The following is a 22342-nucleotide window of genomic DNA, read 5'->3' as shown; positions in this document are numbered from 1 at the left end:
GCTCCCACACGGATTGCGGAATCTCTGTGGGAGCGGGCAAGCCCGCGAAGGGGCACGAAGCGGCCCCGGTCGATGACAAAGCGGTATTACTGCGCAGCAGTCTCCTGCACCACACGGATCACCCGCTGTGGAAACGGAATGTCGATCCCTTCGGCCTTCAACCGGTCACGCGCATGCTCGTTGAGCATGAACATCACGTCCCAGTAATCGGACGTCTTGGTCCACAAGCGCAGCGAGACGGTGATCGAGCTGTCGCCCAGCGTCGCCACTACAGCCTGCGGTGCCGGGTCGGGCAGCACACGCGGGTCCTTGGCCAGCTCCAGCAGCACGTTGCGGGCCTTTTGCAGGTCGGCCTCGTAGTCCACACCCACATCGAACACCACCTTGCGCGTCGGCTGGCGGTTGGTGTTGGTGATGATGCCGTTGGACAGGCTGCCGTTAGGCATGATCACAGTCTTGTTGTCACCGGTACGCAGCACGGTGTGGAAGATCTGGATGCTGTCGACGGTGCCGGCAACGCCCTGCGCCTCGATCCAGTCACCGATACGGAACGGGCGGAACATCAGAATCAGCACACCGCCGGCGAAGTTCGCCAGGCTGCCCTGCAAGGCCAGGCCGATGGCCAGGCCAGCGGCGCCGATGGCGGCAACGAACGAGGTGGTCTCGATGCCGATCATCGACGCCACGCTGACCATCAGCAGCACCTTCAGCACGATGTTCGCCAGGGTGCTGATGAAGCCCTGCAGCGCCAGGTCGGCGTTGCGCAGGCCAACCAGCTTGCCGAGGCGGGCGCTGACCTTGTTGATGATCCACCAGCCGAGCGCCAGGGTCAGCAGTGCCAGCAGCACGCGGCTGCCGTACTCCATGATCAACGGGATCCAGGTCTGGGATTGGCGGACGAGCTGATCGACTTCAGCGTTCAAATCCATATTCATCTCCTGATGCCGAGCGGCAAGTACACGGTAGAACAGGCTGCGCGCATTTACACAGCCCCGGCCCCCATGGACATCATTACGCCATCGGGGTTCCAGGCAGCACCTGCATCAGTCGCGGAAGTTGTTGAACTGCAGCGGCATGTCGAATTCCTTGGTGCGCAGCAGGGCAATGGCCTCCTGCAAGTCGTCACGCTTCTTGCCGGTTACACGCACCTGCTCGCCCTGGATGGCGGCCTGTACTTTCAGCTTGCCATCCTTGATGGTGGCAACGATCTTTTTCGCCAGGTCCTTGTCGATGCCTTCGCGGAACTTGGCTTCCTGCTTCTTTTCCTTGCCGGAAGGGTACGGGTCCTGGGTTTCCAGGCATTTCACGTCGATCTTGCGCTTGACCAGTGCAAGGCGCAGGATTTCCAGCATCGCTTCGAGCTGGAACTCTTCCTCGGCGGTCAGCAGAACGGTCTGATCTTTTTCCTTGAACTCGAAGGTGCCCTTGCCTTTCAGGTCGTAACGGCGATCAAGTTCCTTGATAGCGTTATCAACGGCGTTCTGCACTTCGTGCTTGTCCAGTTCCGATACCACGTCGAACGAAGGCATGGTTGTTCTCCAAAAAATAAAGCGCGCTCGGTCTGAAGATGGAGCACGCTGAGTTAGACGGTTAAAATGCGGGCTCATTATAGCGGGTTGCGAAACGCATATGAGCAGCACCTGGCATATTCTCGGCGCCGGCAGCCTCGGTAGCCTGTGGGCCTGCCGCCTGGCGCGCGCTGGCAAGGCCGTGCGCCTGATCCTGCGTGACGGGCAACGCCTGCACGCCTATCAGCAGTCCGGCGGCCTGACCCTGGTTGAACAGGACCAGCCCCGCCACTACGCCATCCCCGCCGAAACGGCCCAGGCGCAGGGCCCCATCCACCGCCTGCTGGTGGCCTGCAAGGCCTACGACGCGGCGCAGGCCATTGCCGGTGTGGCACCGCGTCTGGCCGAGGGTGCCGAAGTGCTGTTGCTGCAGAACGGCCTGGGTAGCCAGGACGAAGTGGCCGACCTGATACCCCACGCACGCTGCATCTTCGCTTCCAGCACCGAAGGTGCCTTTCGCGAGGGGGAATGGCAGGTGCGCTTTGCCGGCCATGGTTTCAACTGGCTGGGCGACCCACGCAACCCTGCAATGCCGGCCTGGTTCGATGACCTGCACGAAGCCGGTATCCCTGCTGAATGGACGGTGGACATCCTCACCCGCCTATGGCGCAAGCTGGCCCTCAACTGCGCCATCAACCCGCTGACCGTGCTGCACGAATGCCAGAACGGCGGCCTGCTGGGGCACCTGGGAGAAGTGGATGCGCTGTGCGCAGAACTGGTCCAGTTGCTGCGGCGCTGCGGCCAGCCGGAAGCGGCAGATGAGCTGAGCGAAGAAGTACAGCGGGTGATCCTTGCCACCGCGGCCAACTACTCTTCCATGTACCAGGACGTGCGCGCGGGCCGACGCACAGAGGTGCACTACCTGCTCGGCCATGCCTGCCGCGCGGCCAGGCGCCATGGCCTGCAATTGCCACTGCTGGAACGCTTGCAACAGCGCCTGGTCGATAACTTGCGCACGCGTGGCTTGCCCTGCGACTGACGCGGCCCTTTCAACCGGATACGGACATTGCCTAGCCCATGACCTTGCGCCAACGCCTGGAAAACCTCCCGGTCGGGCAGAAACTGCTGGCGGCCCTGCTGGTGTTGCTGGTGACCATCCTGCTGGTGGCCAACCTCACCTTCATCAGCGCCGCCTACTGGATCACCCAGGAAAGCATGGCGCCGCAGGCACTGCAGACCATCGGCCGGCTGGTGGCCAACCCGCAACTTGCCGCCCGCGCCGGCGACACCCCGGAAACCGCCAGCGCCCTCCTCAAGGAACTGGACAGCTACACGCCACTACGCGCCGCCGCCGTCTACGGCGGCGATGGGCGTATGCTGGCGCAGTTGCAGCATGGCGAGCCGCTGGCCCTGCCCAAGCGTTTTCGCAACATCGACGGCTGGCGCCTGATGGAGTTTCGCAGCACCCAGCTGATCCGCATACCGCGCGACGCCAACCCGCCGGCGCACCTGCTGCTGGTGGCCAGCAGCGAGCTGCCAACAGCGTTCTACACCGGCACCCTGAGCGCCAGCATGGGCATCCTGGTGTTCAGCATCCTGCTGTGGATTGTGGTCGCCCGGCAGATAAAGCGCCTGATCACCCAGCCAATCAACCAGCTCGAGGAGCTCAGCCGCCAGGTTACCCGCGAAGAGAGCTATGCCCTGCGCGCCAAGCGCGGCAACGACGACGAAATCGGCAGCCTGGCCGAAGCCTTCAACACCATGCTCTCGCGCATCGAAGGCCGCGAGCAGCAGCTGAAACGCGCGCGGGACGAATTCCAGAGCGCCTACGACCAGGCCCAGGGCCTGGCCGAGGAAACCCGCCATACCAACCGCAAGCTTGAGCTGGAAGTGCAGGTGCGCAGCAAGATCGAGAAAAAACTCACAGGCTTCCAGAACTACCTCAACAGCATCATCGACTCGATGCCCTCGGCGCTGATCGCCCTCGACGAACAGCTTTACGTGACCCAGTGGAACCACGAAGCCACGGTGCTTTCCGGTACGCCACTGGACGAAGCGCTGAACCAGCCGGTGTTCATCGCCTTCGAGCCGCTCAAGCCGTTTTTGCCGCAGTTGAAGGAAACCGTGGAGAAGCACCGGGTAGCGAAGATCGAGCGGGTCACCTGGGCCAAGGGCGATGACCTGCGTCACTACGCCCTGACCTTCTACCCGCTGACCGGCGGCGGTGGGCGCGGCGTGGTCATCCGCATCGACGACATTACCCAGCGCCTGTCGCTGGAAGAGATGATGGTGCAATCCGAGAAGATGCTCTCGGTCGGTGGCCTGGCGGCCGGCATGGCCCACGAGATCAACAACCCGCTAGGCGCCATCCTGCACAACGTGCAGAACATTCGCCGGCGCCTGTCGCCCGAGTTGCCGCGCAACCAGGAGCAGGCCGAAGAACTGGACATCAACCTGGCCACGGTCAACCGCTACCTGGAAAGCCGCGAGGTGCCACAGCTGCTCGATGGCATTCAACAGGCCGGCGCCAGGGCAGCGAAGATCGTCACCCACATGCTCAGCTTCAGCCGCCGCAGCAACCGCCAGCTTGCGCCGTGCGACCTGCCGGCACTGATCGACCAGGCGGTGGACATTGCCGGCAATGACTTTGACCTGACCATCGGCTTCGACTTCAAGGGCCAGGCCATCGTGCGCCAGTTCGACCCTGCACTGGGCCCCGTGCCCTGCACCGCCAACGAACTGGAACAGGTACTGCTCAACCTGCTGAAAAACGCGGCGCAGGCCATCCACGTGCGGCCACAGCCCAGCGAGCCCGGGCGCATTACCCTGCGCACCCGGCTAAACCCGCCATGGGCGGAAATCCAGGTTGAGGACAACGGTGTCGGCATGCCCGAGGCCGTGCGCAAACGCACCTTCGAGCCGTTCTTCACCACCAAGGAAATCGGCCAGGGCACTGGCCTGGGCCTGTCGGTTTCGTATTTCATCATCACCAACAACCACAAGGGGCAGATGGAAGTGCAGTCCACGCCCGGCCAGGGCACCTGCTTTACCCTGCGCCTGCCCCTCGTCCAGCCGGCGACGCCGGCCAACACGGAGAAGTGACATGGGCTATCGCCTGTCGAAGATCTACACACGCACCGGCGACAAGGGCGAAACCGGCCTGGGCGACGGACGTCGGGTGCCCAAGGACCACCCACGGATCGAGGCGATTGGCGAGGTGGACAGCCTGAACAGCCAGTTGGGGCTGCTGCTGGCGGGCCTGGACGAGCAAGGCCTGGACGAGGTGAGCACCGTGCTGGTGCCGTGTCAGCACCGCTTGTTCGACCTGGGCGGTGAGCTGGCGATGCCGAGCTACCAAGCGTTGACCTTGGCAGAGGTGGAGCGCCTGGAGGCGGCCATCGATGTGTGGAACGAAGAGCTGGGGCCGTTGAAGAACTTCATCTTGCCCAGTGGTTCGGCGCTGGTGGCGCAGGCGCATGTGTGCCGCAGCCTGGCGCGCAGTGCGGAGCGGCGGTGCCAGCAGTTGAATGCCGTGGAGCCACTGGAAGGCGTTGGCTTGGCGTATATCAACCGGCTTTCCGATCTATTGTTCGTGGCGGCGCGGATCATCGGGCGGCGCCAGGGGGTGGCTGAGGTTTTGTGGCAGCCTGCGCCAAAGCCTGAGGGCTGATATTACCGGGGCTGCTTTGCAGCCCATCGCCGGCAAGCCAGCTCCCACCGGTTCATCATGAACCCGAAGACAACGCTATACCTGTGGGAGCTCGGCGATGGGCCGCAAAGCGGCCGCCTTACTCAGGCGTCGGGCCAGAACGCCCGGATCCCGGCAACACCCTGTGCCCCCACTTCCCAGGCTTGCTCGCGCTGATCAGGCCCTACCCCACCCAGCAGGTAAACCGGCTTGTTGAACCCGGCAATCAACCGCTGCGCCTCATCCCATCCCAACGGCACCGCCTCTGGGTGAGTCTGGGTCGCCTGCACTGGCGACAAGGTGACAAAGTCCACGCCCATCTGTGCAGCAAGCGCCAGCTCCTCGGCGCTGTGGCAGGACGCCGCCAGCCAGCGCTCCTTGGGGAACGGCCGGCCCTTGGCAGCGTACTTGCGCAACTGCGCTGCCGTCAGGTGCCAACCGGCCGACGGGAAATCACCCAGCCATTCCAACGGCCCCTTGAGCATCAGTTGCGCCTTGCCCCCACACAACCCCACGGCATCCACCGCCACATCACGGTACTTGGGGTCATACATGTCCGGCGCCCGCAACTGGATCAGGCGAGTACCATTGGCCACCGCCTTCTGGATGCCCTTGAGCATCTTTGGCACTTCCAGGCCATCCGGGGTAATCAGGTATTGGTCCGGCAGACGCGCGGCAGCCACAATCGGCTTGTTGGCCTCGGGGAACTCGTATTGCGCCAGGTCCCGTGGCGACACCCACTCCAGCGGCTGCCCTTCTGCGCCATGAGGTTCGCCCGTGAACGCTTCGACTTCGCGCACGTCCAGCAGCACCTGTTTGTCCGGGTAGTCATGGCTGACCTTGATCAGCGCACGCGAGCGGGTCACCTCGATGCCCAGCTCCTCGCGCAGCTCACGGGCCAGCGCCGCTTCCACGCCTTCACCATCTTCCACCTTGCCACCGGGAAACTCCCACAGGCCGCCCTGGTGCTGGGTATCCGCCCTGCGGGCAATCAGAATACGGCCATCAGTACCGCGAATGACCGCCGCTACAACATGTATCCGTTTCACCCTTCACGCTCCGCCAGGCCGGCCTGCTGCCAAGCCTGGAAGGCTGGCCACTGATAAATGGTTTCGATGTAGGCTGCCGCCTCTGCCGGCACCTCCACGCGGTAGGTGCGCAGGCGCACGGCCACCGGGGCGAAGAAGGCGTCGGCCAGGCTCGGCTTGCCGAACAGGAACGGGCCGCTGTCCTTGGCCACCACGCGGCATTCGGACCACAGCGCGACGATACGGTCGATGTCGACCTGCACGTCCAACGGCACATCGTCCAGGGCCTGGTCACGCGACAGGTCGAACGGCATGGCACCGCGCAGGGCGAAGAAACCGCTGTGCATCTGCGCACAAGCCGAACGGGCCTGGGCACGCGCGGCTACGTCGACAGGCCACAGCTGGGCGTCGGGGTGCTGTTCGTTGAGGTATTCGGCGATGGCCAGGGAATCGGCGATCACACCGTGCCCGGTCTTGATCAACGGCACTTTGCCGGTGGAGGAGAAAGCGAGGATGCGCTGACGGGTATCAGGCTGGTTGAGCTTGATCAGGGTTTCTTCGTAGGGCACGCCAGCCAGCTCGAGGGCCAGGGCGCCGCGCAGCGACCAGGAAGAATACAGCTTGTCGCCGATGATCAGGTGATAGCTCATGGTTCGGCTCCATCGGTTTGGAATGCTGGGGCTGCTTTGCAGCCCCATTTTCGATCAGGTACGGTACTCGGCGTTGATCTTCACGTACTCGTGGGACAGATCGGTGGTCCAGATGGTTTCGCTGCACTGGCCACGGCCCAGCTCGATGCGGATGGTGATCTCTTCCTGGGCCATCACTGCCGAGCCCTGAGCTTCGGTGTAGCTCGGGTCACGGCCGCCTTTACTGGCGATGCACACGCTGCCCAGGTACACGTCGATCAGGCTTACATCCAGTTCCGGCACGCCAGCACGGCCAACGGCGGCCAGGATGCGGCCCCAGTTCGGATCGGATGCGAACAGTGCGGTCTTGATCAGTGGCGAGTGGGCCACGGCATAGCCGACGTCCAGGCATTCCTGGTGGTTGCCACCACCGTTGACCTGCACGGTTACGAACTTGGTGGCACCTTCGCCGTCACGGACGATGGCCTGGGCCACCTCCATGCACACTTCGAACACGGCCTTTTTCAGGGCTTCGAACAGCGCGCCGCTGGCTTCGGTCACTTCCGGCAGGTTGGCCTTGCCAGTTGCGATCAACATGCAGCAGTCGTTGGTCGAGGTGTCGCCGTCGATGGTGATGCGGTTGAACGACTTGTTGGCGCCGTCCAGCATCAGGTCCTTGAGCACTGCCGGGGCAACCTTGGCATCGGTAGCGATGTAGCCGAGCATGGTGGCCATGTTCGGGCGAATCATGCCTGCACCCTTGCTGATGCCGGTGACGGTAACAGTCACACCATCGTGCTGGAACTGACGGCTGGCGCCCTTGGGCAGGGTATCGGTGGTCATGATGCCGGTGGCAGCTTCAGCCCAGTGGTTTTCCGACAGGTTGTCGAGGGCGGCCTGCAGTGCACCTTCGATCTTCTCGACCGGCAGTGGCTCGCCGATCACGCCGGTGGAGAACGGCAGTACCGACTCGGCCGGCACGCCAGCCAGCTCGGCCAGCTTGGCGCAGGTACGTTCGGCGGCGGCCAGGCCTGGCGCGCCGGTACCGGCGTTGGCGTTACCGGTGTTGGTCAGCAGGTAGCGCACGGTGCCCTGTACACGTTGCTTGGACAGGATCACCGGCGCTGCGCAGAAGGCGTTGAGGGTGAACACGCCAGCCACGCTGGAGCCTTCGGCACAGCGCATGACCACCACATCCTTGCGCCCCGGGCGCTTGATGCCGGCAGAAGCGATGCCGAGTTCAAAACCCGGAACCGGGTGCAGGGTGGGCAAAGGACCAAGACCAACAGCCATTAGAGCGCTCCTAGAAAAACGGTGAAGTGATGATGGAAGAGCGGGGCCGCTTCGCGCCCCATTCGCGGCACAAGGCCGCTCCTACAAAGGCATCGCGACCATTGGGTCGGGCGCGGTCCCTGTAGGAGCGGCCTTGTGCCGCGAATGGGCCGCAAAGCGGCCCCGGATGTTTCAGGTTACAACTGCCTGGTCAAATCACTCGATCTGCCCGTGGCAATGCTTGAACTTCTTGCCCGAACCACACCAGCACGGCTCGTTGCGGCCCAGCTTCTGGTCGTTGCGCACTGGCGCTGCGGCGACCGCCACTTCGGCGCCCTCTTCGCTCAGCTGCTCGCTTTCCAGACCCGGGGCAGGGGCATGCTGGAACTGCATGCGGCTGGCCAGTTCCTCGGCCTCGCGGCGCAGGCGGGCTTCTTCTTCGATCGGATCTTCGCGGCGAACCTGAACGTGCGACAGCACGCGGATGGTGTCGCGCTTGATCGACTCGAGAAGCTCCTGGAACAGGCTGAACGACTCGCGCTTGTACTCCTGCTTCGGGTTCTTCTGCGCATAGCCACGCAGGTGAATACCGTGACGCAGGTGGTCCATGGTCGACAGGTGGTCTTTCCACAGGTCGTCCAGCACGCGCAGCAGAATCTGCTTCTCGAAGGTACGCAGGGCGTCGATACCGGCCTGGTCTTCCTTCTCGGTGTAGGCGGTGGTGATCTCGTTCAGCAGCTTCTCACGCAGGGTCTCTTCGTAGAGGTGATCGTCCTCGTCGAGCCACTGCTGGATCGGCAGTTTCATGGCGAAATCGCTGGCCAATGCAGCTTCCAGGCCGACCACGTCCCACTGCTCGGGCAGCGACTGCGGCGGGATATGCTGGCTGATGGTAGCGTCCAGTACTTCCTTGCGGAATTCGACGATGGTGTCGCCGATATTTTCGGCGGCCAGCAGGCTGTTGCGCATGTGGTAGATCACCTTGCGCTGTTCGTTCGCCACGTCGTCGTATTCGAGCAATTGCTTGCGGATATCGAAGTTGCGCCCTTCTACCTTGCGCTGAGCCTTCTCGATGGCGTTGGTGACCATGCGGTGTTCGATGGCCTCGCCCGACTGCATGCCCAGTGCCTTCATGAAGTTCTTCACCCGGTCAGAGGCGAAGATGCGCATCAGGCTGTCTTCCAGCGACAGGTAGAAGCGGCTGGAGCCCGGGTCGCCCTGACGGCCCGAACGGCCACGCAGCTGGTTGTCGATACGGCGCGATTCGTGGCGCTCGGAAGCGATCACGTGCAAGCCGCCCGACTCGATCACTTGCTGGTGACGCTTCTGCCAGTCCGACTTGATCTGGGCGATCTGCTCGGGTGTCGGGTTTTCCAGGGTGGCCACTTCGGCCTCCCAGTTACCGCCCAACAGGATGTCGGTACCACGACCGGCCATGTTGGTGGCGATGGTCAGTGCGCCTGGCGCACCGGCCTGCGCGATGATCTCGGCTTCCTTCTCGTGATACTTGGCGTTCAGTACCTTGTGCTCGATGCCTTCCTTGAGCAGCAGGTTCGACATGTGCTCGGAGGTTTCGATGGTGGCAGTACCCACCAGCACCGGGCGGCCGTGGGTCATGCTTTCCTTGATGTCGGCGATGATCGCGGCGTATTTCTCGTCGGCAGTCAGGTACACCAGGTCGTTGAAGTCTTTACGTGCCAGCGGCTTGTTCGGCGGGATCACCATCACGTTGAGGCCGTAGATGGACTGGAACTCGAACGCTTCGGTATCGGCGGTACCGGTCATGCCGGACAGCTTGGTGTACAGGCGGAAGTAGTTCTGGAAGGTGGTCGAAGCCAGGGTCTGGCTCTCGGCCTGGATATTCAGGTTCTCTTTCGCCTCGATGGCCTGGTGCAGGCCCTCGGACAGGCGACGGCCCGGCATGGTACGGCCGGTGTGCTCGTCAATCAGCAGGACCTGGCCGTCCTGGACGATGTACTCGACGTTGCGGTGGAACAGCTTGTGCGCGCGCAGGCCAGCGTAAACGTGGGTCAGCAGGCCCAGGTTGTGCGAGGAATACAGGCTCTCGCCCTCGGCCAGCAGGCCGGCCTGGGTGAGCATCTCTTCGATGAACTGGTGACCGGCTTCGTTGAGCTCGACCTGGCGGCTCTTCTCGTCGATGGTGAAGTGGCCTTCCTGGGTGACCTGGCCTTCGACTTCTTCGATGTGCTGGGTCAGGCGCGGGATCAGGCGGTTGATCTCGATGTACAGCTTGGAGCTGTCTTCAGCCTGGCCGGAGATGATGAGCGGGGTACGCGCCTCATCGATGAGGATGGAGTCGACTTCGTCGATTACCGAGAAGTTGAGTTCACGCTGGAACTTCTCTTCCTGGCTGAACGCCATGTTGTCGCGCAGGTAGTCGAAACCGAATTCGTTGTTGGTGCCGTAGGTAATGTCGGATGCATAGGCGGCGCGCTTTTCTTCCGGCGGCTGGAAGGCCGAAACGATACCGACCGACAGGCCGAGGAATTCGTACAGCGGGCGCATCCAGTTGGCGTCACGGCGGGCCAGGTAGTCGTTGACGGTGACCACGTGCACGCCCTTGCCGGACAGTGCGTTGAGGTACACGGCCAAGGTACCGACCAAGGTCTTGCCTTCACCGGTACGCATTTCTGCGATCATACCCTCGTGCAGGGTCATGCCACCGATCAGCTGCACATCGAAGTGGCGCATGCCCATTACGCGCTTGCCGGCCTCTCGGGCCACGGCGAAGGCTTCAGGCAGCAATTGGTCCAGTGTCTCGCCTTTGGCCAAGCGCTCCTTGAACTCTGCGGTCTTGCCCCGCAGTTGCTCGTCGGAGAGGGCCACCATCTTCTCTTCGAAGGCATTGACGATACTCACCGTCTTGAGCATGCGTTTCACTTCACGCTCGTTCTTGCTTCCAAAAAGTTTTTTTAACAAAGGCGCAAACATATCGGCAGGATCTTCCACACGTAGGGATGGAGGGCGGCCCCATGAGTCGCCCGTGCAGCCCTGAGGCCGCATGCGAACGAGCATTCTACCCGGAAACGATGGTGAGGAAAGTGGTGGATTTCCACGATGCTATTACAGCGTTTTGGCAGGGGCCTGTCTTAGATAGGGGCATTTTCCCTGAGTTCAAGCCTTGGCAACATGAAAGCTATCGAGAACCAGTCTTATCTTCTATTACCCGCGAAGAGGCCGGCACAGGCTATAGAGGTGTTAAACTGCTGCCCTTGCAACCTCATGCGTACCCCATGGCCTACAAACCCTCCCCTGCCCAGCCACCCTCCGCACTGCTGCGCCAGGTGCGCCCGTTGCGCCTGCTGCTTAACCAGGCCGAACGCCTGGAGCACCTGCAGCGCCTGCTGGAAAGCCAGCTGCAACCGGCTGCCCGGGAGCACTGCCATGTGGCGTCGTGGCGCGATGGCACTTTGTTGCTGGTGGTTACCGACGGCCATTGGGCAACCCGCCTGCGCTACCAGCAGAAGCGCCTGCTGGCAGCATTACAAGCCATGGAAGCATTCGGCAACCTCAGGCGTATCCTCTACAAGGTGCAGCCACCGCTAGTGCCAGCCAAGCGAGGTGGGCATGCTGCAGAGCTGTCGATCAGCGCCGCCGAAAGCCTGCGCGACACCGCCGAGGGCATCACCGACCCCAAGCTGCGCGCAGCGCTGGAACGGTTGGCCGCCCACGCCAGGAACAAGCCATAAAAAAGGCCACCCGAAGGTGGCCTTGATACAACACTAGAGAGAGTGTTCGAACTTACACGGCCGCAACAGGGCGCATGTACGAGATCGGTGCCGTGCTGGCATCTTCGAAAGTGACCACTTCCCAGGCATCGGTTTCAGCAATCAGCTTGCGCAGCAGCTGGTTGTTCAGCGCGTGGCCGGACTTATAGCCCTTGAACTCGCCGATCAGGCTGTTGCCCAGCAGATAGAGGTCGCCAATGGCGTCGAGGATCTTGTGCTTGACGAATTCGTCATCGGAACGAAGGCCGTCTGCGTTAAGCACACCGGTCTCGTCGACCACGATGGCGTTCTCGACACTGCCGCCCAGCGCAAGGTTGTGCTTGCGCAGGTACTCGATGTCACGCATGAAACCGAAGGTACGCGCGCGGCTGACTTCCTTCACAAACGAGGTGCTGGAGAAGTCGACGACCGCACTCTGGGTCTGGCCCTTGAGGACCGGGTGATCGAAGTCGATCTCGAAGCTCACCTTGAACCCTTCGAAAGGCAGGAACGTGGCGCGCTTGTCGCCCTCTTCCACGGTTACCTCACGCAGGATGCGGATGAACTTCTTGGCTGCGTCCTGCTCTTCCAGGCCGGCAGACTGAATCAGGAATACAAAGGGTCCGGCGCTGCCATCCATGATCGGCACTTCCGAGGCGGAGAGCTCGACGTAGGCGTTATCGATGCCCAGGCCCGCCATGGCGGAGAGCAGGTGCTCGACCGTATCGACCTTGACGTCACCGTTGACCAGCGTCGTCGACATGGTTGTCTCGCCGACGTTGGCCGCACGCGCAGGGATTTCGACCACAGGGTCGAGATCGGCGCGGCGGAAGACGATGCCGGTGTCCACAGGTGCAGGCTTGAGGGTCAGGTAAACCTTCTCCCCAGAGTGCAGACCGATACCTGTGGCACGGATGGTATTCTTCAGGGTGCGTTGTTTAATCATGGCATTGGCCGCTTCAGCGCAAATTGCGAACAGGTATCAACAAAGGCTGGGGATGATAACAGACCCAACCTTTGATGAATACCAATCACCTTTATACCCCTGATAAATTCCATTAATCAGCCTGGCGACGCAGGAAAGCCGGGATATCGAGGTAGTCCAGGTCATCCTGAGGGTTCAGTTTAGCGGCTGCAGCAGCACCTGCATGGGCCTGGTTGCGCATCACAGTCGGGCGCTCCAGATCACGGTAGTTGACCGCTGGCTGCTCCTGGCGAACCGGTGCAGGGTTGGAAGCTTCGTACGCCTGCTGGGCAGTCTGCAGGGTGTTGTCGACCACTTTGACCGGTTTCTCGATGCGCGCGCCCAGGCCAGTGGCCACAACGGTCACGTGCAGTTCGTCGCGCATGTCCGGGTCGATCACTGTGCCGACCTTGACCATGGCGTGGTCAGAGGCGAAGGCTTCGATGATGCTACCCACATCGGAGTACTCACCCAGCGACAGGTCCGGGCCCGCGGTGATGTTCACCAGGATGCCACGGGCGCCCTGCAGGTTGACGTCTTCCAGCAGCGGGTTGCGGATCGCCGCCTCGGTGGCTTCACGCGCACGGTTCGGGCCGCTGGCACAGCCAGTACCCATCATCGCCATACCCATTTCACCCATCACGGTACGCACGTCGGCGAAGTCGACGTTGATCATGCCAGGGCGTTTGATGATGTCGGAGATACCGCGAACGGCACCGGCCAGTACATCGTCGGCCTTGGCGAAGGCGGACAGCAGGCTGGCATCCTTGCCCAGAATGGTCAGCAGTTTCTCGTTGGGAATGGTGATCAACGAGTCGACGCTTTCAGCCAGCATGCGGATGCCTTCATCGGCGATCTGCATACGTTTGCGGCCTTCGAACGGGAACGGACGGGTCACCACGGCTACGGTGAGAATGCCCATTTCCTTGGCCACTTCGGCAATGATCGGCGCTGCACCGGTACCGGTACCGCCACCCATGCCAGTGGTGATGAACACCATGTTGGTGCCCTGCAGCACTTCGGCGATGCGCTCACGGTCTTCCAGCGCAGCCTGACGGCCGACTTCCGGATTGGCACCGGCACCCAGGCCCTTGGTCACACCAGTGCCCAATTGCAGGATGGTGCGCGCGCCAATGCTTTTCAGCGCCTGGGCATCGGTGTTGGCGCAGATGAATTCCACACCTTCGATGCTGCTCTTGACCATGTGGTTGACGGCGTTGCCGCCACCACCACCAACGCCGATCACCTTGATGACCGGACTTTGCGGGACGTTGTCTACGAGCTCGAACATTTTCCCTCTCCTTACAGTTCTCTAGTTGTTGCGCCTACCACTACTGCTTTGAAACTTAGAAGTTGCCCTGGACCCACTTCTTGAAGCGCTCAAGCACTGGGGCCTTCGGTTCATCGCCATAGCTGTTGTTGCTGCTGTTGGTGTTACCGGTCAGGATCAGGTCCTCGGACTGCTTCAGCAGACCGTAAGTGAGCAAGCCCACACCGGTGGAATAGATCGGGTTGCGAACCACGTCGCTCAGCCCCCGAACGCTGTGCGGTACGCCCAGGCGTACCGGCATGTGGAAGATTTCCTCGGCCAGTTCCACGGCACCTTCCATCTTCGCGGTGCCGCCGGTGAGGACGATGCCGGCTGGCACCAGGTCCTCGTAGCCGCTGCGGCGCAGCTCGGCCTGGATCAGGGTGAAGAGCTCGTCGTAACGTGGCTCCACCACCTCGGCCAGGGCCTGGCGCGACAGCTCGCGCGGTGGGCGGTCGCCCACGCTCGGCACCTTGATGGTCTCGCCGGCGCCAGCCAGTTTGGCCAGGGCGCAGGCGTAGCGGATCTTGATTTCTTCGGCGTACTGGGTAGGGGTACGCAGGGCCATGGCGATATCGTTGGTGACCTGGTCGCCGGCAATCGGGATGACCGCGGTATGACGGATGGCGCCCTCGGTGAAGATGGCGATGTCGGTGGTGCCGCCACCGATGTCCACCAGGCACACGCCCAGTTCTTTTTCATCGTCGGTCAGCACCGAGTAGGCCGAGGCCAGCTGCTCAAGGATGATGTCGTCGATTTCCAGGCCGCAGCGGCGTACGCATTTCTCGATGTTCTGCGCCGCGTTGACTGCGCAGGTGACCACGTGGACCTTGGCTTCCAGGCGCACGCCGGACATGCCCAGCGGCTCGCGCACGCCTTCCTGGTTGTCGATCACGTAGTCCTGCGGCAGGGTGTGCAGCACGCGCTGGTCGGCCGGAATCGCCACGGCCTGGGCAGCGTCGAGTACACGTTCCAGGTCGGCCAGGCTGACCTCGCGGTCGCGGATGGCGACGATGCCGTGGGAGTTCAGGCTGCGGATGTGGTTGCCGGCTACCCCGACGAAGGCCGAGTGGATACGGCAGCCGGCCATCAGCTGGGCCTCTTCCACTGCGCGCTGGATCGACTGCACGGTGGACTCGATGTTCACCACCACGCCTTTCTTCAGGCCGCGGGACGGATGGGTGCCGATCCCGACGATTTCCAGGGTACCGTCTTCGCCCACTTCGCCCACCAGCGCCACCACCTTGGAGGTGCCAATGTCCAGCCCGACGATCATTTTGCCGCTATGCGCGTTTGCCATGGTCCTGCCTCTCTCTAATTCTTCGCAACGGCGGGTTGGGCCGTCGTCGGTGCAATCGGTTCCCGCCAACCAACGGCAAGTCCGTTGGAATAACGCAGATCAATGCGGGCGATAGTGGTGATCTGGTCTTTGAGTGTCTTGTCGTAAATGGCAATGAAACGGCGCATCTTCTCCACCAGATGGTCGCGCCCCAACAGCAGCTCGATGCCTGGCCCGGCGCTGCTTGCACCGGTGGTCAGGAACCAGCTGCCTCGCTCGCGCAGCTCCAGGCGAGCAATGGAAAAGCCCATGGGGCGCAGCATCTGGCTCAATACCTGGTACTGCTGCATGACTTGTTGCTGAGCACGCTGGGGCCCGGCCAACTGCGGCAGGTGCTCGTAGTTGGCCAGTTCGCGCGGGGTGAAGGCCTGGCCCTGGTTGTTGAGCAAGGCTTCGTCACCCCAGCGCGCCACCGGCAGCTGTTCTTCCAGGCGGATCACCACCTCGTCAGGCCACACCCGGCGCACTTCGGCGTGGGCGATCCATGGCATCTGTTCGAGCTCCGCACGCATCGCTGGCAGGTCGACGCTGAAGAAGCTCGCCGCCACGTAGGGCGCGATGCGCTGCTGCACCGACTGCTGGCTGATGTAGCTGAGGTCGCCCTGCACGTCGATCTTGGTGATCGGCCGGTCGGCATACGGCATCAGGCGAATGGCGCCTTCGTAGGCACCAAAGCCGGCCGCCACCAGCAGCACCGGCCACAGCAGGCGCTTGAGGCCTCCCAGGCTTGGCCGCGGCAGGCGCGCCGATACGGGCTCGTCGGCCACCAGCCGGCTGGCACCACGCGGCACCGGCTTGCTACGGCCGGTAACGGGTTGCTGCTGACGTATCATCGCGCCTTGCATGGTTGTTAACCTCGCGTCGTCACGCTTTCAGCCAGGATTGCCAGCACCAGTTGCTGGAAGTCCAGGCCAGCCGCGCGGGCCGCCATTGGCACCAGGCTATGATCAGTCATGCCCGGTGCGGTGTTGACTTCGAGCAGCCAGAACCGGCCCTGCTCGTCCTGCATCACGTCCAGCCGCCCCCAGCCTTCGATGCCGATGGCATCACAGGCGCGTGCGGTCAGGTCGATCAGTTCCTGCTCCTTGACGCTATCCAGGCCGCACGGGATGCGGTACTGGGTATCGTTGGCGATGTACTTGGCGTCGTAGTCGTAGAACACGTGCGGCGTACCCAGGGCGATCGGCGGCAGCACCTGGCCGCGCAAGACCGCGATGGTGAACTCCGGGCCGTGGATCCACTGCTCCACCAGTACCTGGGAATCGTATTTGGCGGCGTCCTGCCAGGCGGCGACCAGTTCCTGGGCGCTGTTCACCTTGGCCATGCCGATGCTAGAGCCTTCATGGGCGGGTTTGACGATAAGCGGGAAGCCCAGTTCCGTACCGGCCAACAAACAATCGTTTTCGCTCGCCAACACCGCGTGACGCGGGGTCGGAATGCCCAGGCTCTGCCACACCTGCTTGGTGCGCAGCTTGTCCATGGCCAGCGCCGAGGCAAGGATGCCACTGCCGGTGTAAGGGATGCCCAGGCACTCCAGCAGGCCTTGCATGCTGCCGTCTTCACCGCCACGGCCGTGCAGGATGATGAAGGCGCGGTCGATCTTTTCGCTTTGCAGGCGCGTGAGCAGGTCGTCACCGACGTCGATGGCGACAACGTCGACACCTGCAGTGGTCAGCGCGTCGATCACTGCCGCACCGGACTTCAGCGACACTTCACGCTCGGCGCTTTTGCCACCGTACAGCACGGCGACGCGGCCGAAAGCCTTGACGTCCAGGGTCGAGTGCAGTTTTTCGTAGGCGCTGGTCATTTCGACTTCTCCTGCTTGGCGCCAGCGAACAGCGGGCTTTTCATCAATTGCGGGGCCAGCCCCCCGACATCACCGGCACCCTGGCAGATCAGGATGTCGCCAGCGCGCAGCAGTGGCTTGACCAGCGGTGCCAGCTCGGCGCCGCGCTCGATGTAGATCGGGTCCAACTTGCCGCGCTGGCGGATGCTGTGGCACAGCTGACGGCTGTCGGCACCCGGGATCGGCTCTTCGCCCGCCGGGTAGACCTCCATCAGCAGCAACACGTTGGCATCGCCCAGCACCTGGACGAAATCGTCGTACAGGTCGCGGGTGCGGCTGTAGCGGTGCGGCTGGTAGACGATCACCAGGCGGCGGCTTGGCCAGCCACCGCGCACGGCCTTGATCACCGCAGCCACTTCGGTCGGGTGGTGACCGTAGTCGTCGACCAGCATCACGCTGCCGCCTTCCACCGGCAGCTCGCCGTACACCTGGAACCGGCGGCCGACACCCTGGAAGCCGGACAGGCCCTGGACGATGGCTTCGTCGCTGATGCCTTCGTCGGTGGCGATGGCGATGGTGGCCAGTGCGTTGAGCACGTTGTGGTTGCCAGGCATGTTTACCGACACTTCCAGCGGCTCGCAGTCACGGCGCAGCACGGTGAAGTGGGTCTGCATGCCCTGCTGGCGCACGTTGATGGCGCGGATGTCAGCCTCTTCGCTGAAGCCGTAGGTCACCGTCGGGCGTTTTACCTGTGGCAGGATTTCGCGCACCACCGGGTCGTCCAGGCACATCACCGCCAGGCCGTAGAACGGCAGGTTGTGCAGGAACTCGACGAAGGTTTTCTTCAGCTTGTTGAAGTCACCTTCGTAGGTCGCCATGTGGTCGGCGTCGATGTTGGTGACCACGGCCACCATCGGCTGCAGGTGCAGGAAGCTCGCATCGCTTTCGTCTGCTTCGGCGATCAGGTAGCGGCTGGTGCCCAGCTGGGCATTGGTACCGGCAGCGGTCAGGCGGCCACCGATAACGAAAGTCGGGTCCAGGCCACCGGCAGCGAACACCGACGCCAGCAGGCTGGTGGTGGTGGTCTTGCCGTGGGTACCGGCAACGGCCACACCATGGCGGTAGCGCATCAGTTCGGCGAGCATTTCGGCACGCGGCACTACCGGAATGCGTCGCTCGAGGGCGGTAGCCACTTCCGGGTTGGCCGGGTTAATGGCACTGGACACCACTAGCACGTCAGCGGTAGCGGCGTTCTCGGCGCGGTGGCCGACGAAGATCTCGGCACCGAACGATTCCAGACGCTCGGTCACCGGCGAAGCTTTCAGGTCCGAACCGGAGACTTCATAGCCCAGGTTCAGCAATACTTCGGCAATGCCGCACATGCCCACGCCACCGATACCGACGAAGTGAATACGGCGGATACGGCCCATCTTCGGATGGGGCATGGCTTTCTGGCTTTCAACCATGGGCCACCTCCAGGCAGATATCGACCACGGTGCTGGTTGCAGCAGGTTTGGCCAGGCGCCGTGCGGTGCCTGCCATGACGTTGAGTTTCTCGGGTTGCATCAGCACCTCGTTCAGGCGTTCAGCGAGCTGCGCTGCGCCAGTTGTCGCTTGTGGCATCAGGAAGGCAGCGCCTTCGCGGGCCAGATATTGGGCGTTGTGGGTCTGGTGGTCGTCGATGGCGTGGGGCAAAGGCACCAGCATCGAAGGCAGGCCTGCTGCCGCCAGCTCGCTGACGGTCAGGGCACCGGCCCGGCACACCACCATGTCGGCCCAGCCATAGGCTTGGGCCATGTCCTTGATGAAGGGCTCTACCTGAGCCTCGACGCCCGCCTCGTGATAACGCTCGGCGGTGATTGGCGCGTGTTGCTTGCCGGCCTGGTGGAACACCTCTGGCCGCAGCGCGGCAGGGACCTCGGACAGGGCCTTAGGCAACAATTTGTTCAATGGTTCCGCACCCAGGCTGCCACCGAGCACCAGCAGGCGCGCACGGCGCTGGGCCAGGGGCGCGCGTTGTGCATCCATGAACAGCTCCGGGCGCACCGGGTTGCCGGTGGTGCGACGCTTGTCGCTGGCCTCGAAGGTGTTCGGGAAAGCTTCGCAGACCCGCGCCGAGAGTGGCACCAGCAACCGATTGGCGGTACCTGCACGGGCGTTCTGCTCGTGGATCACCAGCGGCACGCCGCACAGCCGCGCGGCCACACCGCCGGGGCCGGTCACGTAGCCGCCAAAGCCCAGCACGCAGACCGGCTTGAGCTGGCGAATGATGCGTCGCGCCTGCAGCACGGCCTTGACAAGGGTAAATGGCGCCTTGAGCAACGACAGTTTGCTTTTGCCGCGCAGGCCGCTGACCTGGATCAGGTGCAGTGGCAGGCCAGCCTGTGGCACCAGCTCGTTCTCGATGCCACGCGGGGTGCCCAGCCAGTGCACGGTAAAACCACGCGCCTGGAACTCACGGGCGCAGGCCAGGGCCGGGAATACATGGCCCCCGGTGCCGCCCGCCATGATCAGTATGTTCTTGCCGTCAGCGGCCATGACTGGTCTCCTCGGCAAAATCGCTTTCGCTGAACTCGTGTTCCTCGCTGCCCAGGTGCGTGCGGCTCTCCCACTCGATACGCAGCAACAGGCCTACGCAGGCGCAACAGATCACCAGCGAACTGCCCCCGTAACTGAGAAACGGCAGCGTCAGGCCCTTGGTTGGCAGCAGGCCGACGTTTACCCCGATGTTGATCAGGAACTGGCCGATCCACAGGAACGCCAGGCCGAAGGCCACATAGGCGGCAAAGAACTGCTTGGCCTTCTCGGCCCACAGGCCGATGTACAGGGCACGCACGGTCACGAACACGAACAGTGCAATGGTCAGCAGCGAACCGACCACGCCCAGCTCTTCGGCCAGTACCGAGAACACGAAGTCGGTATGCGCTTCGGGCAGGTAGAACTGCTTCTGCACGCTGTTGCCCAGGCCAACACCCAGCCACTCGCCACGGCCGAAGGCGATCAGTGCCTGGGTCAGCTGGTAACCCGAGCCGAACTGGTCGGACCAAGGGTCGGTGAAGGTGATAAGCCGCGCCATCCGGTAGGGCTGCGCCTGTACCAGCACAAACACCGCCAGCACCGCCAACACCACCATGAGGCTGAAGCGGAACAGCCCCACCCCGCCGAGGAACAGCATGGCCGCCGCCGCGCCCATCATCACCACGGTGGCACCGAAGTCCGGCTCCATCAGCAGCAGGGCGGCCATCGGCAGCAGCACGATGAACGGCTTGAAGAAGCCCATCCAGGTTTCGCGCACTTCGGTTTGCCGGCGCACCAGGTAACCCGCCAGGTAGACGACCACGAACACCTTGGCGATTTCCGAAGGCTGGACGTTGAAGAAGCTGAAGCCGATCCAGCGCATGGAGCCGTTCACTTCGCGGCCGATACCCGGCACCAGCACCAGTACCAACAGGCCGAAGGCGCCCAGCAGCATCATGAAACCCATGCGCTGCCAGGTGGCGATCGGCACCAGCATGGTCGCGCCGCAGGCAACCAGGCCAAGGAACACGTAAACCAGGTGGCGGAACATGTGGTAAAGCGGGTTGCCCGACTGCACCGCGGCCACTTCCGAGGACGCCGAGGTGATCATCACCAGGCCCAGGCCAAGCAAGGCCAGGCAGCCGGCGAGCATCGGGAAGTCCAGGTCGATGCCACGACCGCTGATCAGCGGCGACGGGTAGGGCTTGAAGATGCCGAAGATCATGCAAGACCTCCCGCTGCCTGGGCAAACAGTCGCCCGCGCTCTTCAAAGTTCTTGAACATGTCGAGGCTGGCACACGCCGGCGACAGCAGCACCGCATCGCCGGCCTGGGCCAGTTCGGCACACTGCTGCACGGCGTCCTCGAGGGTCTTGACCCGTACCAGCGGTACGTCATCACCCAACGCTTCGGCCAGGCGCTCGGCATCACGGCCAAGCAATACCACGGCGCGGCAGAAGCGCTTGACGGGCTCGCGCAACGCAGTGAATTCAGCACCTTTGCCGTCGCCACCGGCGATCAGCACCAACTTGCCTTCGATATCGGCACCCAGGCCTTCAATGGCGGCCAGGGCAGCACCGACGTTGGTGGCCTTGGAGTCGTCGTACCAGTTCACGCCATTACGCTCGCGCACCCACTGGCACCGGTGGGCCAGGCCACCGAACTCACGCAGGGCTTCGAGCATGGGCTCGAACGGCAGGCCAGCGGCATGCCCCAGGGCCAGTGCCGCCAGGGCGTTGGACTGGTTGTGGGCACCACGCACCTTCAGCTCGCGCGCCGGCATCAGCGCCTGAAACTCGAACGCCAGGTACTTTTCACCCTCCACTTCACGCAGGCCAAAGGCCTTGAAGTCGGGTTGGTTGAGGCCGAAGGTCCAGCACGGGCGGCCTTCCACCGGCAGTGGCCGGCTCAGGGCGTCCTGGCGGTTGACAACCACCTGGCGGGCACCGCGGAAAATCCGGTGCTTGGCCAGGTGGTAGGCCGGCAGGCCGCTGTAGCGGTCCATATGGTCTTCGCTGATGTTCAGCACAGTGGCCACTTCTGCGTTGAGCTGGTCGGTGGTCTCCAGTTGGAAACTGGACAGCTCCAGCACGTACAGCTCGACGTCATCAGCCAGCAAGTCCAGCGCCGGGGTACCGAGGTTGCCGCCCACCGCCACGCGCTTGCCGGCCTTGGCGGCCATTTCGCCGACCAGGGTGGTGACGGTGCTCTTGGCGTTGGAGCCACTGATGGCAACGATCGGCGCCTTGGCGTGCTGGGCGAACAGCTCGATGTCACCGGACAGCCTCACGCCACGCGCGGCTGCCTGCTGCAGGGCCGGGGTTGCCAGGGCGAGGCCAGGGCTCACGTACAGCTCGTTGGCGCGGCACAGGAAGTCCACGTCCAGCTCGCCACAGCGCACTTCCACCTGCGGGTAATCACGGCGCAGGGTGTCCAGTTCCGGCGGTTGCTCGCGGGTGTCGGCGACCGCAAAGGCAATGCCCCGGTTCGCCAGGAAGCGAACCAGGGACATGCCGCTCTTGCCGAGGCCGACAACGATGCGGAATTGGTCGGAAGCGATCAAAGACACGCTCAT

General features: G+C 63.2%; 19 protein-coding genes. 4 read left to right on the top strand and 15 right to left on the bottom strand.

Annotation, left to right across the window (positions count from 1 at the left end):
• Positions 1-86 precede the first annotated feature (86 nt).
• Entirely contained in the window at positions 87-929 is an 843-nt protein-coding gene (locus E8E78_RS14185) for a mechanosensitive ion channel family protein (protein WP_049273271.1), read from the bottom strand.
• A 114-nt stretch (positions 930-1043) separates the two neighbouring features.
• Complete coding sequence (locus E8E78_RS14180; RefSeq protein WP_016498063.1) at positions 1044-1529, bottom strand: YajQ family cyclic di-GMP-binding protein; 486 nt, start codon at positions 1527-1529, stop codon at positions 1044-1046.
• A gap of 100 nt (positions 1530-1629) precedes the next feature.
• Between E8E78_RS14180 and E8E78_RS14175 the strand changes: the two genes are divergently transcribed.
• From E8E78_RS14175 to E8E78_RS14165, 3 genes are read left to right on the top strand one after another with little or no spacing between them, the layout of a single operon-like run.
• Positions 1630-2547, top strand: coding sequence for a putative 2-dehydropantoate 2-reductase (locus E8E78_RS14175; protein ID WP_049273273.1), 918 nt, complete (start codon positions 1630-1632; stop codon positions 2545-2547).
• A 38-nt stretch (positions 2548-2585) separates the two neighbouring features.
• Positions 2586-4610, top strand: a complete 2025-nt coding sequence (locus E8E78_RS14170; protein WP_049273274.1) for an ATP-binding protein — start codon at positions 2586-2588, stop codon at positions 4608-4610.
• 1 nt (position 4611) lies between these two features.
• A complete protein-coding gene (locus E8E78_RS14165; protein ID WP_016498060.1) occupies positions 4612-5178 on the top strand; it encodes a cob(I)yrinic acid a,c-diamide adenosyltransferase in 567 nt (188 codons plus the stop codon).
• Positions 5179-5300: 122 nt separating this feature from the next.
• Here E8E78_RS14165 and E8E78_RS14160 read toward each other — a convergent pair whose 3' ends face one another.
• From E8E78_RS14160 to secA, 4 genes are all read right to left on the bottom strand, one after another.
• Entirely contained in the window at positions 5301-6245 is a 945-nt protein-coding gene (locus E8E78_RS14160) for a Nudix family hydrolase (RefSeq protein WP_049273276.1), read from the bottom strand.
• Entirely contained in the window at positions 6242-6874 is a 633-nt protein-coding gene (locus tag E8E78_RS14155; protein WP_049273278.1) for a glutathione S-transferase family protein, read from the bottom strand. Before E8E78_RS14155 ends, E8E78_RS14160 begins: the two co-directional genes overlap by 4 nt.
• 54 nt (positions 6875-6928) lie before the next feature.
• Complete coding sequence (argJ, locus tag E8E78_RS14150; protein ID WP_016498057.1) at positions 6929-8146, bottom strand: bifunctional glutamate N-acetyltransferase/amino-acid acetyltransferase ArgJ; 1218 nt, start codon at positions 8144-8146, stop codon at positions 6929-6931.
• 195 nt (positions 8147-8341) lie between these two features.
• Positions 8342-11077: a preprotein translocase subunit SecA gene (gene secA, locus E8E78_RS14145; protein ID WP_049276482.1), complete on the bottom strand. Its 2736-nt coding sequence runs from the start codon at positions 11075-11077 to the stop codon at positions 8342-8344.
• 302 nt (positions 11078-11379) lie between these two features.
• Between secA and E8E78_RS14140 the strand changes: the two genes are divergently transcribed.
• Positions 11380-11835, top strand: coding sequence for a DciA family protein (locus tag E8E78_RS14140; RefSeq protein WP_043198044.1), 456 nt, complete (start codon positions 11380-11382; stop codon positions 11833-11835).
• 52 nt (positions 11836-11887) lie between these two features.
• On the opposite strand, the gene lpxC is transcribed toward E8E78_RS14140, so the two are convergent.
• The 9 genes from lpxC to murD form a co-directional block, all read right to left on the bottom strand.
• Positions 11888-12799 carry a UDP-3-O-acyl-N-acetylglucosamine deacetylase gene (gene lpxC / locus E8E78_RS14135; RefSeq protein WP_016498054.1) on the bottom strand — a complete coding sequence of 304 codons (912 nt, stop codon included), beginning with the start codon at positions 12797-12799 and terminating at the stop codon, positions 11888-11890.
• Between the two features lie 112 nt (positions 12800-12911).
• Complete coding sequence (ftsZ, locus tag E8E78_RS14130; protein WP_016488958.1) at positions 12912-14108, bottom strand: cell division protein FtsZ; 1197 nt, start codon at positions 14106-14108, stop codon at positions 12912-12914.
• 55 nt (positions 14109-14163) lie between these two features.
• Positions 14164-15426, bottom strand: a complete 1263-nt coding sequence (gene ftsA / locus E8E78_RS14125; RefSeq protein ID WP_016488959.1) for a cell division protein FtsA — start codon at positions 15424-15426, stop codon at positions 14164-14166.
• A gap of 14 nt (positions 15427-15440) precedes the next feature.
• On the bottom strand, positions 15441-16310 hold the full coding sequence (locus E8E78_RS14120) for a cell division protein FtsQ/DivIB (RefSeq protein ID WP_016498051.1): 870 nt from the start codon (positions 16308-16310) through the stop codon (positions 15441-15443).
• 5 nt (positions 16311-16315) lie between these two features.
• Positions 16316-17272, bottom strand: coding sequence for a D-alanine--D-alanine ligase (locus tag E8E78_RS14115; protein ID WP_049276483.1), 957 nt, complete (start codon positions 17270-17272; stop codon positions 16316-16318).
• Positions 17269-18717, bottom strand: coding sequence for a UDP-N-acetylmuramate--L-alanine ligase (gene murC, locus E8E78_RS14110; protein WP_016498049.1), 1449 nt, complete (start codon positions 18715-18717; stop codon positions 17269-17271). The genes E8E78_RS14115 and murC overlap by 4 nt, the downstream gene beginning before the upstream one ends.
• Positions 18710-19789: an undecaprenyldiphospho-muramoylpentapeptide beta-N-acetylglucosaminyltransferase gene (gene murG / locus E8E78_RS14105; RefSeq protein ID WP_016498048.1), complete on the bottom strand. Its 1080-nt coding sequence runs from the start codon at positions 19787-19789 to the stop codon at positions 18710-18712. The genes murC and murG overlap by 8 nt, the downstream gene beginning before the upstream one ends.
• A complete protein-coding gene (gene ftsW / locus E8E78_RS14100) occupies positions 19779-20990 on the bottom strand; it encodes a putative lipid II flippase FtsW (RefSeq protein ID WP_169725189.1) in 1212 nt (403 codons plus the stop codon). The genes murG and ftsW overlap by 11 nt, the downstream gene beginning before the upstream one ends.
• Positions 20990-22336, bottom strand: coding sequence for a UDP-N-acetylmuramoyl-L-alanine--D-glutamate ligase (gene murD, locus E8E78_RS14095; RefSeq protein WP_049276490.1), 1347 nt, complete (start codon positions 22334-22336; stop codon positions 20990-20992). Before murD ends, ftsW begins: the two co-directional genes overlap by 1 nt.
• Between the last annotated feature and the right edge of the window lie 6 nt (positions 22337-22342).

Source organism: Pseudomonas sp. BN505 (assembly GCF_029873175.1).
Taxonomy (GTDB): domain Bacteria; phylum Pseudomonadota; class Gammaproteobacteria; order Pseudomonadales; family Pseudomonadaceae; genus Aquipseudomonas; species Aquipseudomonas putida.
The sequence above is the reverse complement of the archived record's forward strand: the minus strand, read 5'-3'. Positions and strand labels throughout refer to the sequence as shown.

What these genes read in the sequence shown, in the direction of transcription:
- E8E78_RS14115 (WP_049276483.1), bottom strand. Translation starts at nt 17,272, where the DNA reads ATGACCAGCGCCTACGAAAAACTGCACTCGACCCTGGACGTCAAGGCT.
- lpxC (WP_016498054.1), bottom strand. Translation starts at nt 12,799, where the DNA reads ATGATTAAACAACGCACCCTGAAGAATACCATCCGTGCCACAGGTATC.
- ftsA (WP_016488959.1), bottom strand. Translation starts at nt 15,426, where the DNA reads ATGGCAAACGCGCATAGCGGCAAAATGATCGTCGGGCTGGACATTGGC.
- E8E78_RS14175 (WP_049273273.1), top strand. Translation starts at nt 1,630, where the DNA reads ATGAGCAGCACCTGGCATATTCTCGGCGCCGGCAGCCTCGGTAGCCTG.
- E8E78_RS14120 (WP_016498051.1), bottom strand. Translation starts at nt 16,310, where the DNA reads ATGCAAGGCGCGATGATACGTCAGCAGCAACCCGTTACCGGCCGTAGC.
- E8E78_RS14180 (WP_016498063.1), bottom strand. Translation starts at nt 1,529, where the DNA reads ATGCCTTCGTTCGACGTGGTATCGGAACTGGACAAGCACGAAGTGCAG.
- E8E78_RS14185 (WP_049273271.1), bottom strand. Translation starts at nt 929, where the DNA reads ATGGATTTGAACGCTGAAGTCGATCAGCTCGTCCGCCAATCCCAGACC.
- argJ (WP_016498057.1), bottom strand. Translation starts at nt 8,146, where the DNA reads ATGGCTGTTGGTCTTGGTCCTTTGCCCACCCTGCACCCGGTTCCGGGT.
- E8E78_RS14170 (WP_049273274.1), top strand. Translation starts at nt 2,586, where the DNA reads ATGACCTTGCGCCAACGCCTGGAAAACCTCCCGGTCGGGCAGAAACTG.
- secA (WP_049276482.1), bottom strand. Translation starts at nt 11,077, where the DNA reads ATGTTTGCGCCTTTGTTAAAAAAACTTTTTGGAAGCAAGAACGAGCGT.
- ftsZ (WP_016488958.1), bottom strand. Translation starts at nt 14,108, where the DNA reads ATGTTCGAGCTCGTAGACAACGTCCCGCAAAGTCCGGTCATCAAGGTG.
- E8E78_RS14155 (WP_049273278.1), bottom strand. Translation starts at nt 6,874, where the DNA reads ATGAGCTATCACCTGATCATCGGCGACAAGCTGTATTCTTCCTGGTCG.
- murC (WP_016498049.1), bottom strand. Translation starts at nt 18,717, where the DNA reads ATGGTTGAAAGCCAGAAAGCCATGCCCCATCCGAAGATGGGCCGTATC.
- E8E78_RS14165 (WP_016498060.1), top strand. Translation starts at nt 4,612, where the DNA reads ATGGGCTATCGCCTGTCGAAGATCTACACACGCACCGGCGACAAGGGC.
- E8E78_RS14140 (WP_043198044.1), top strand. Translation starts at nt 11,380, where the DNA reads ATGGCCTACAAACCCTCCCCTGCCCAGCCACCCTCCGCACTGCTGCGC.
- murG (WP_016498048.1), bottom strand. Translation starts at nt 19,789, where the DNA reads ATGGCCGCTGACGGCAAGAACATACTGATCATGGCGGGCGGCACCGGG.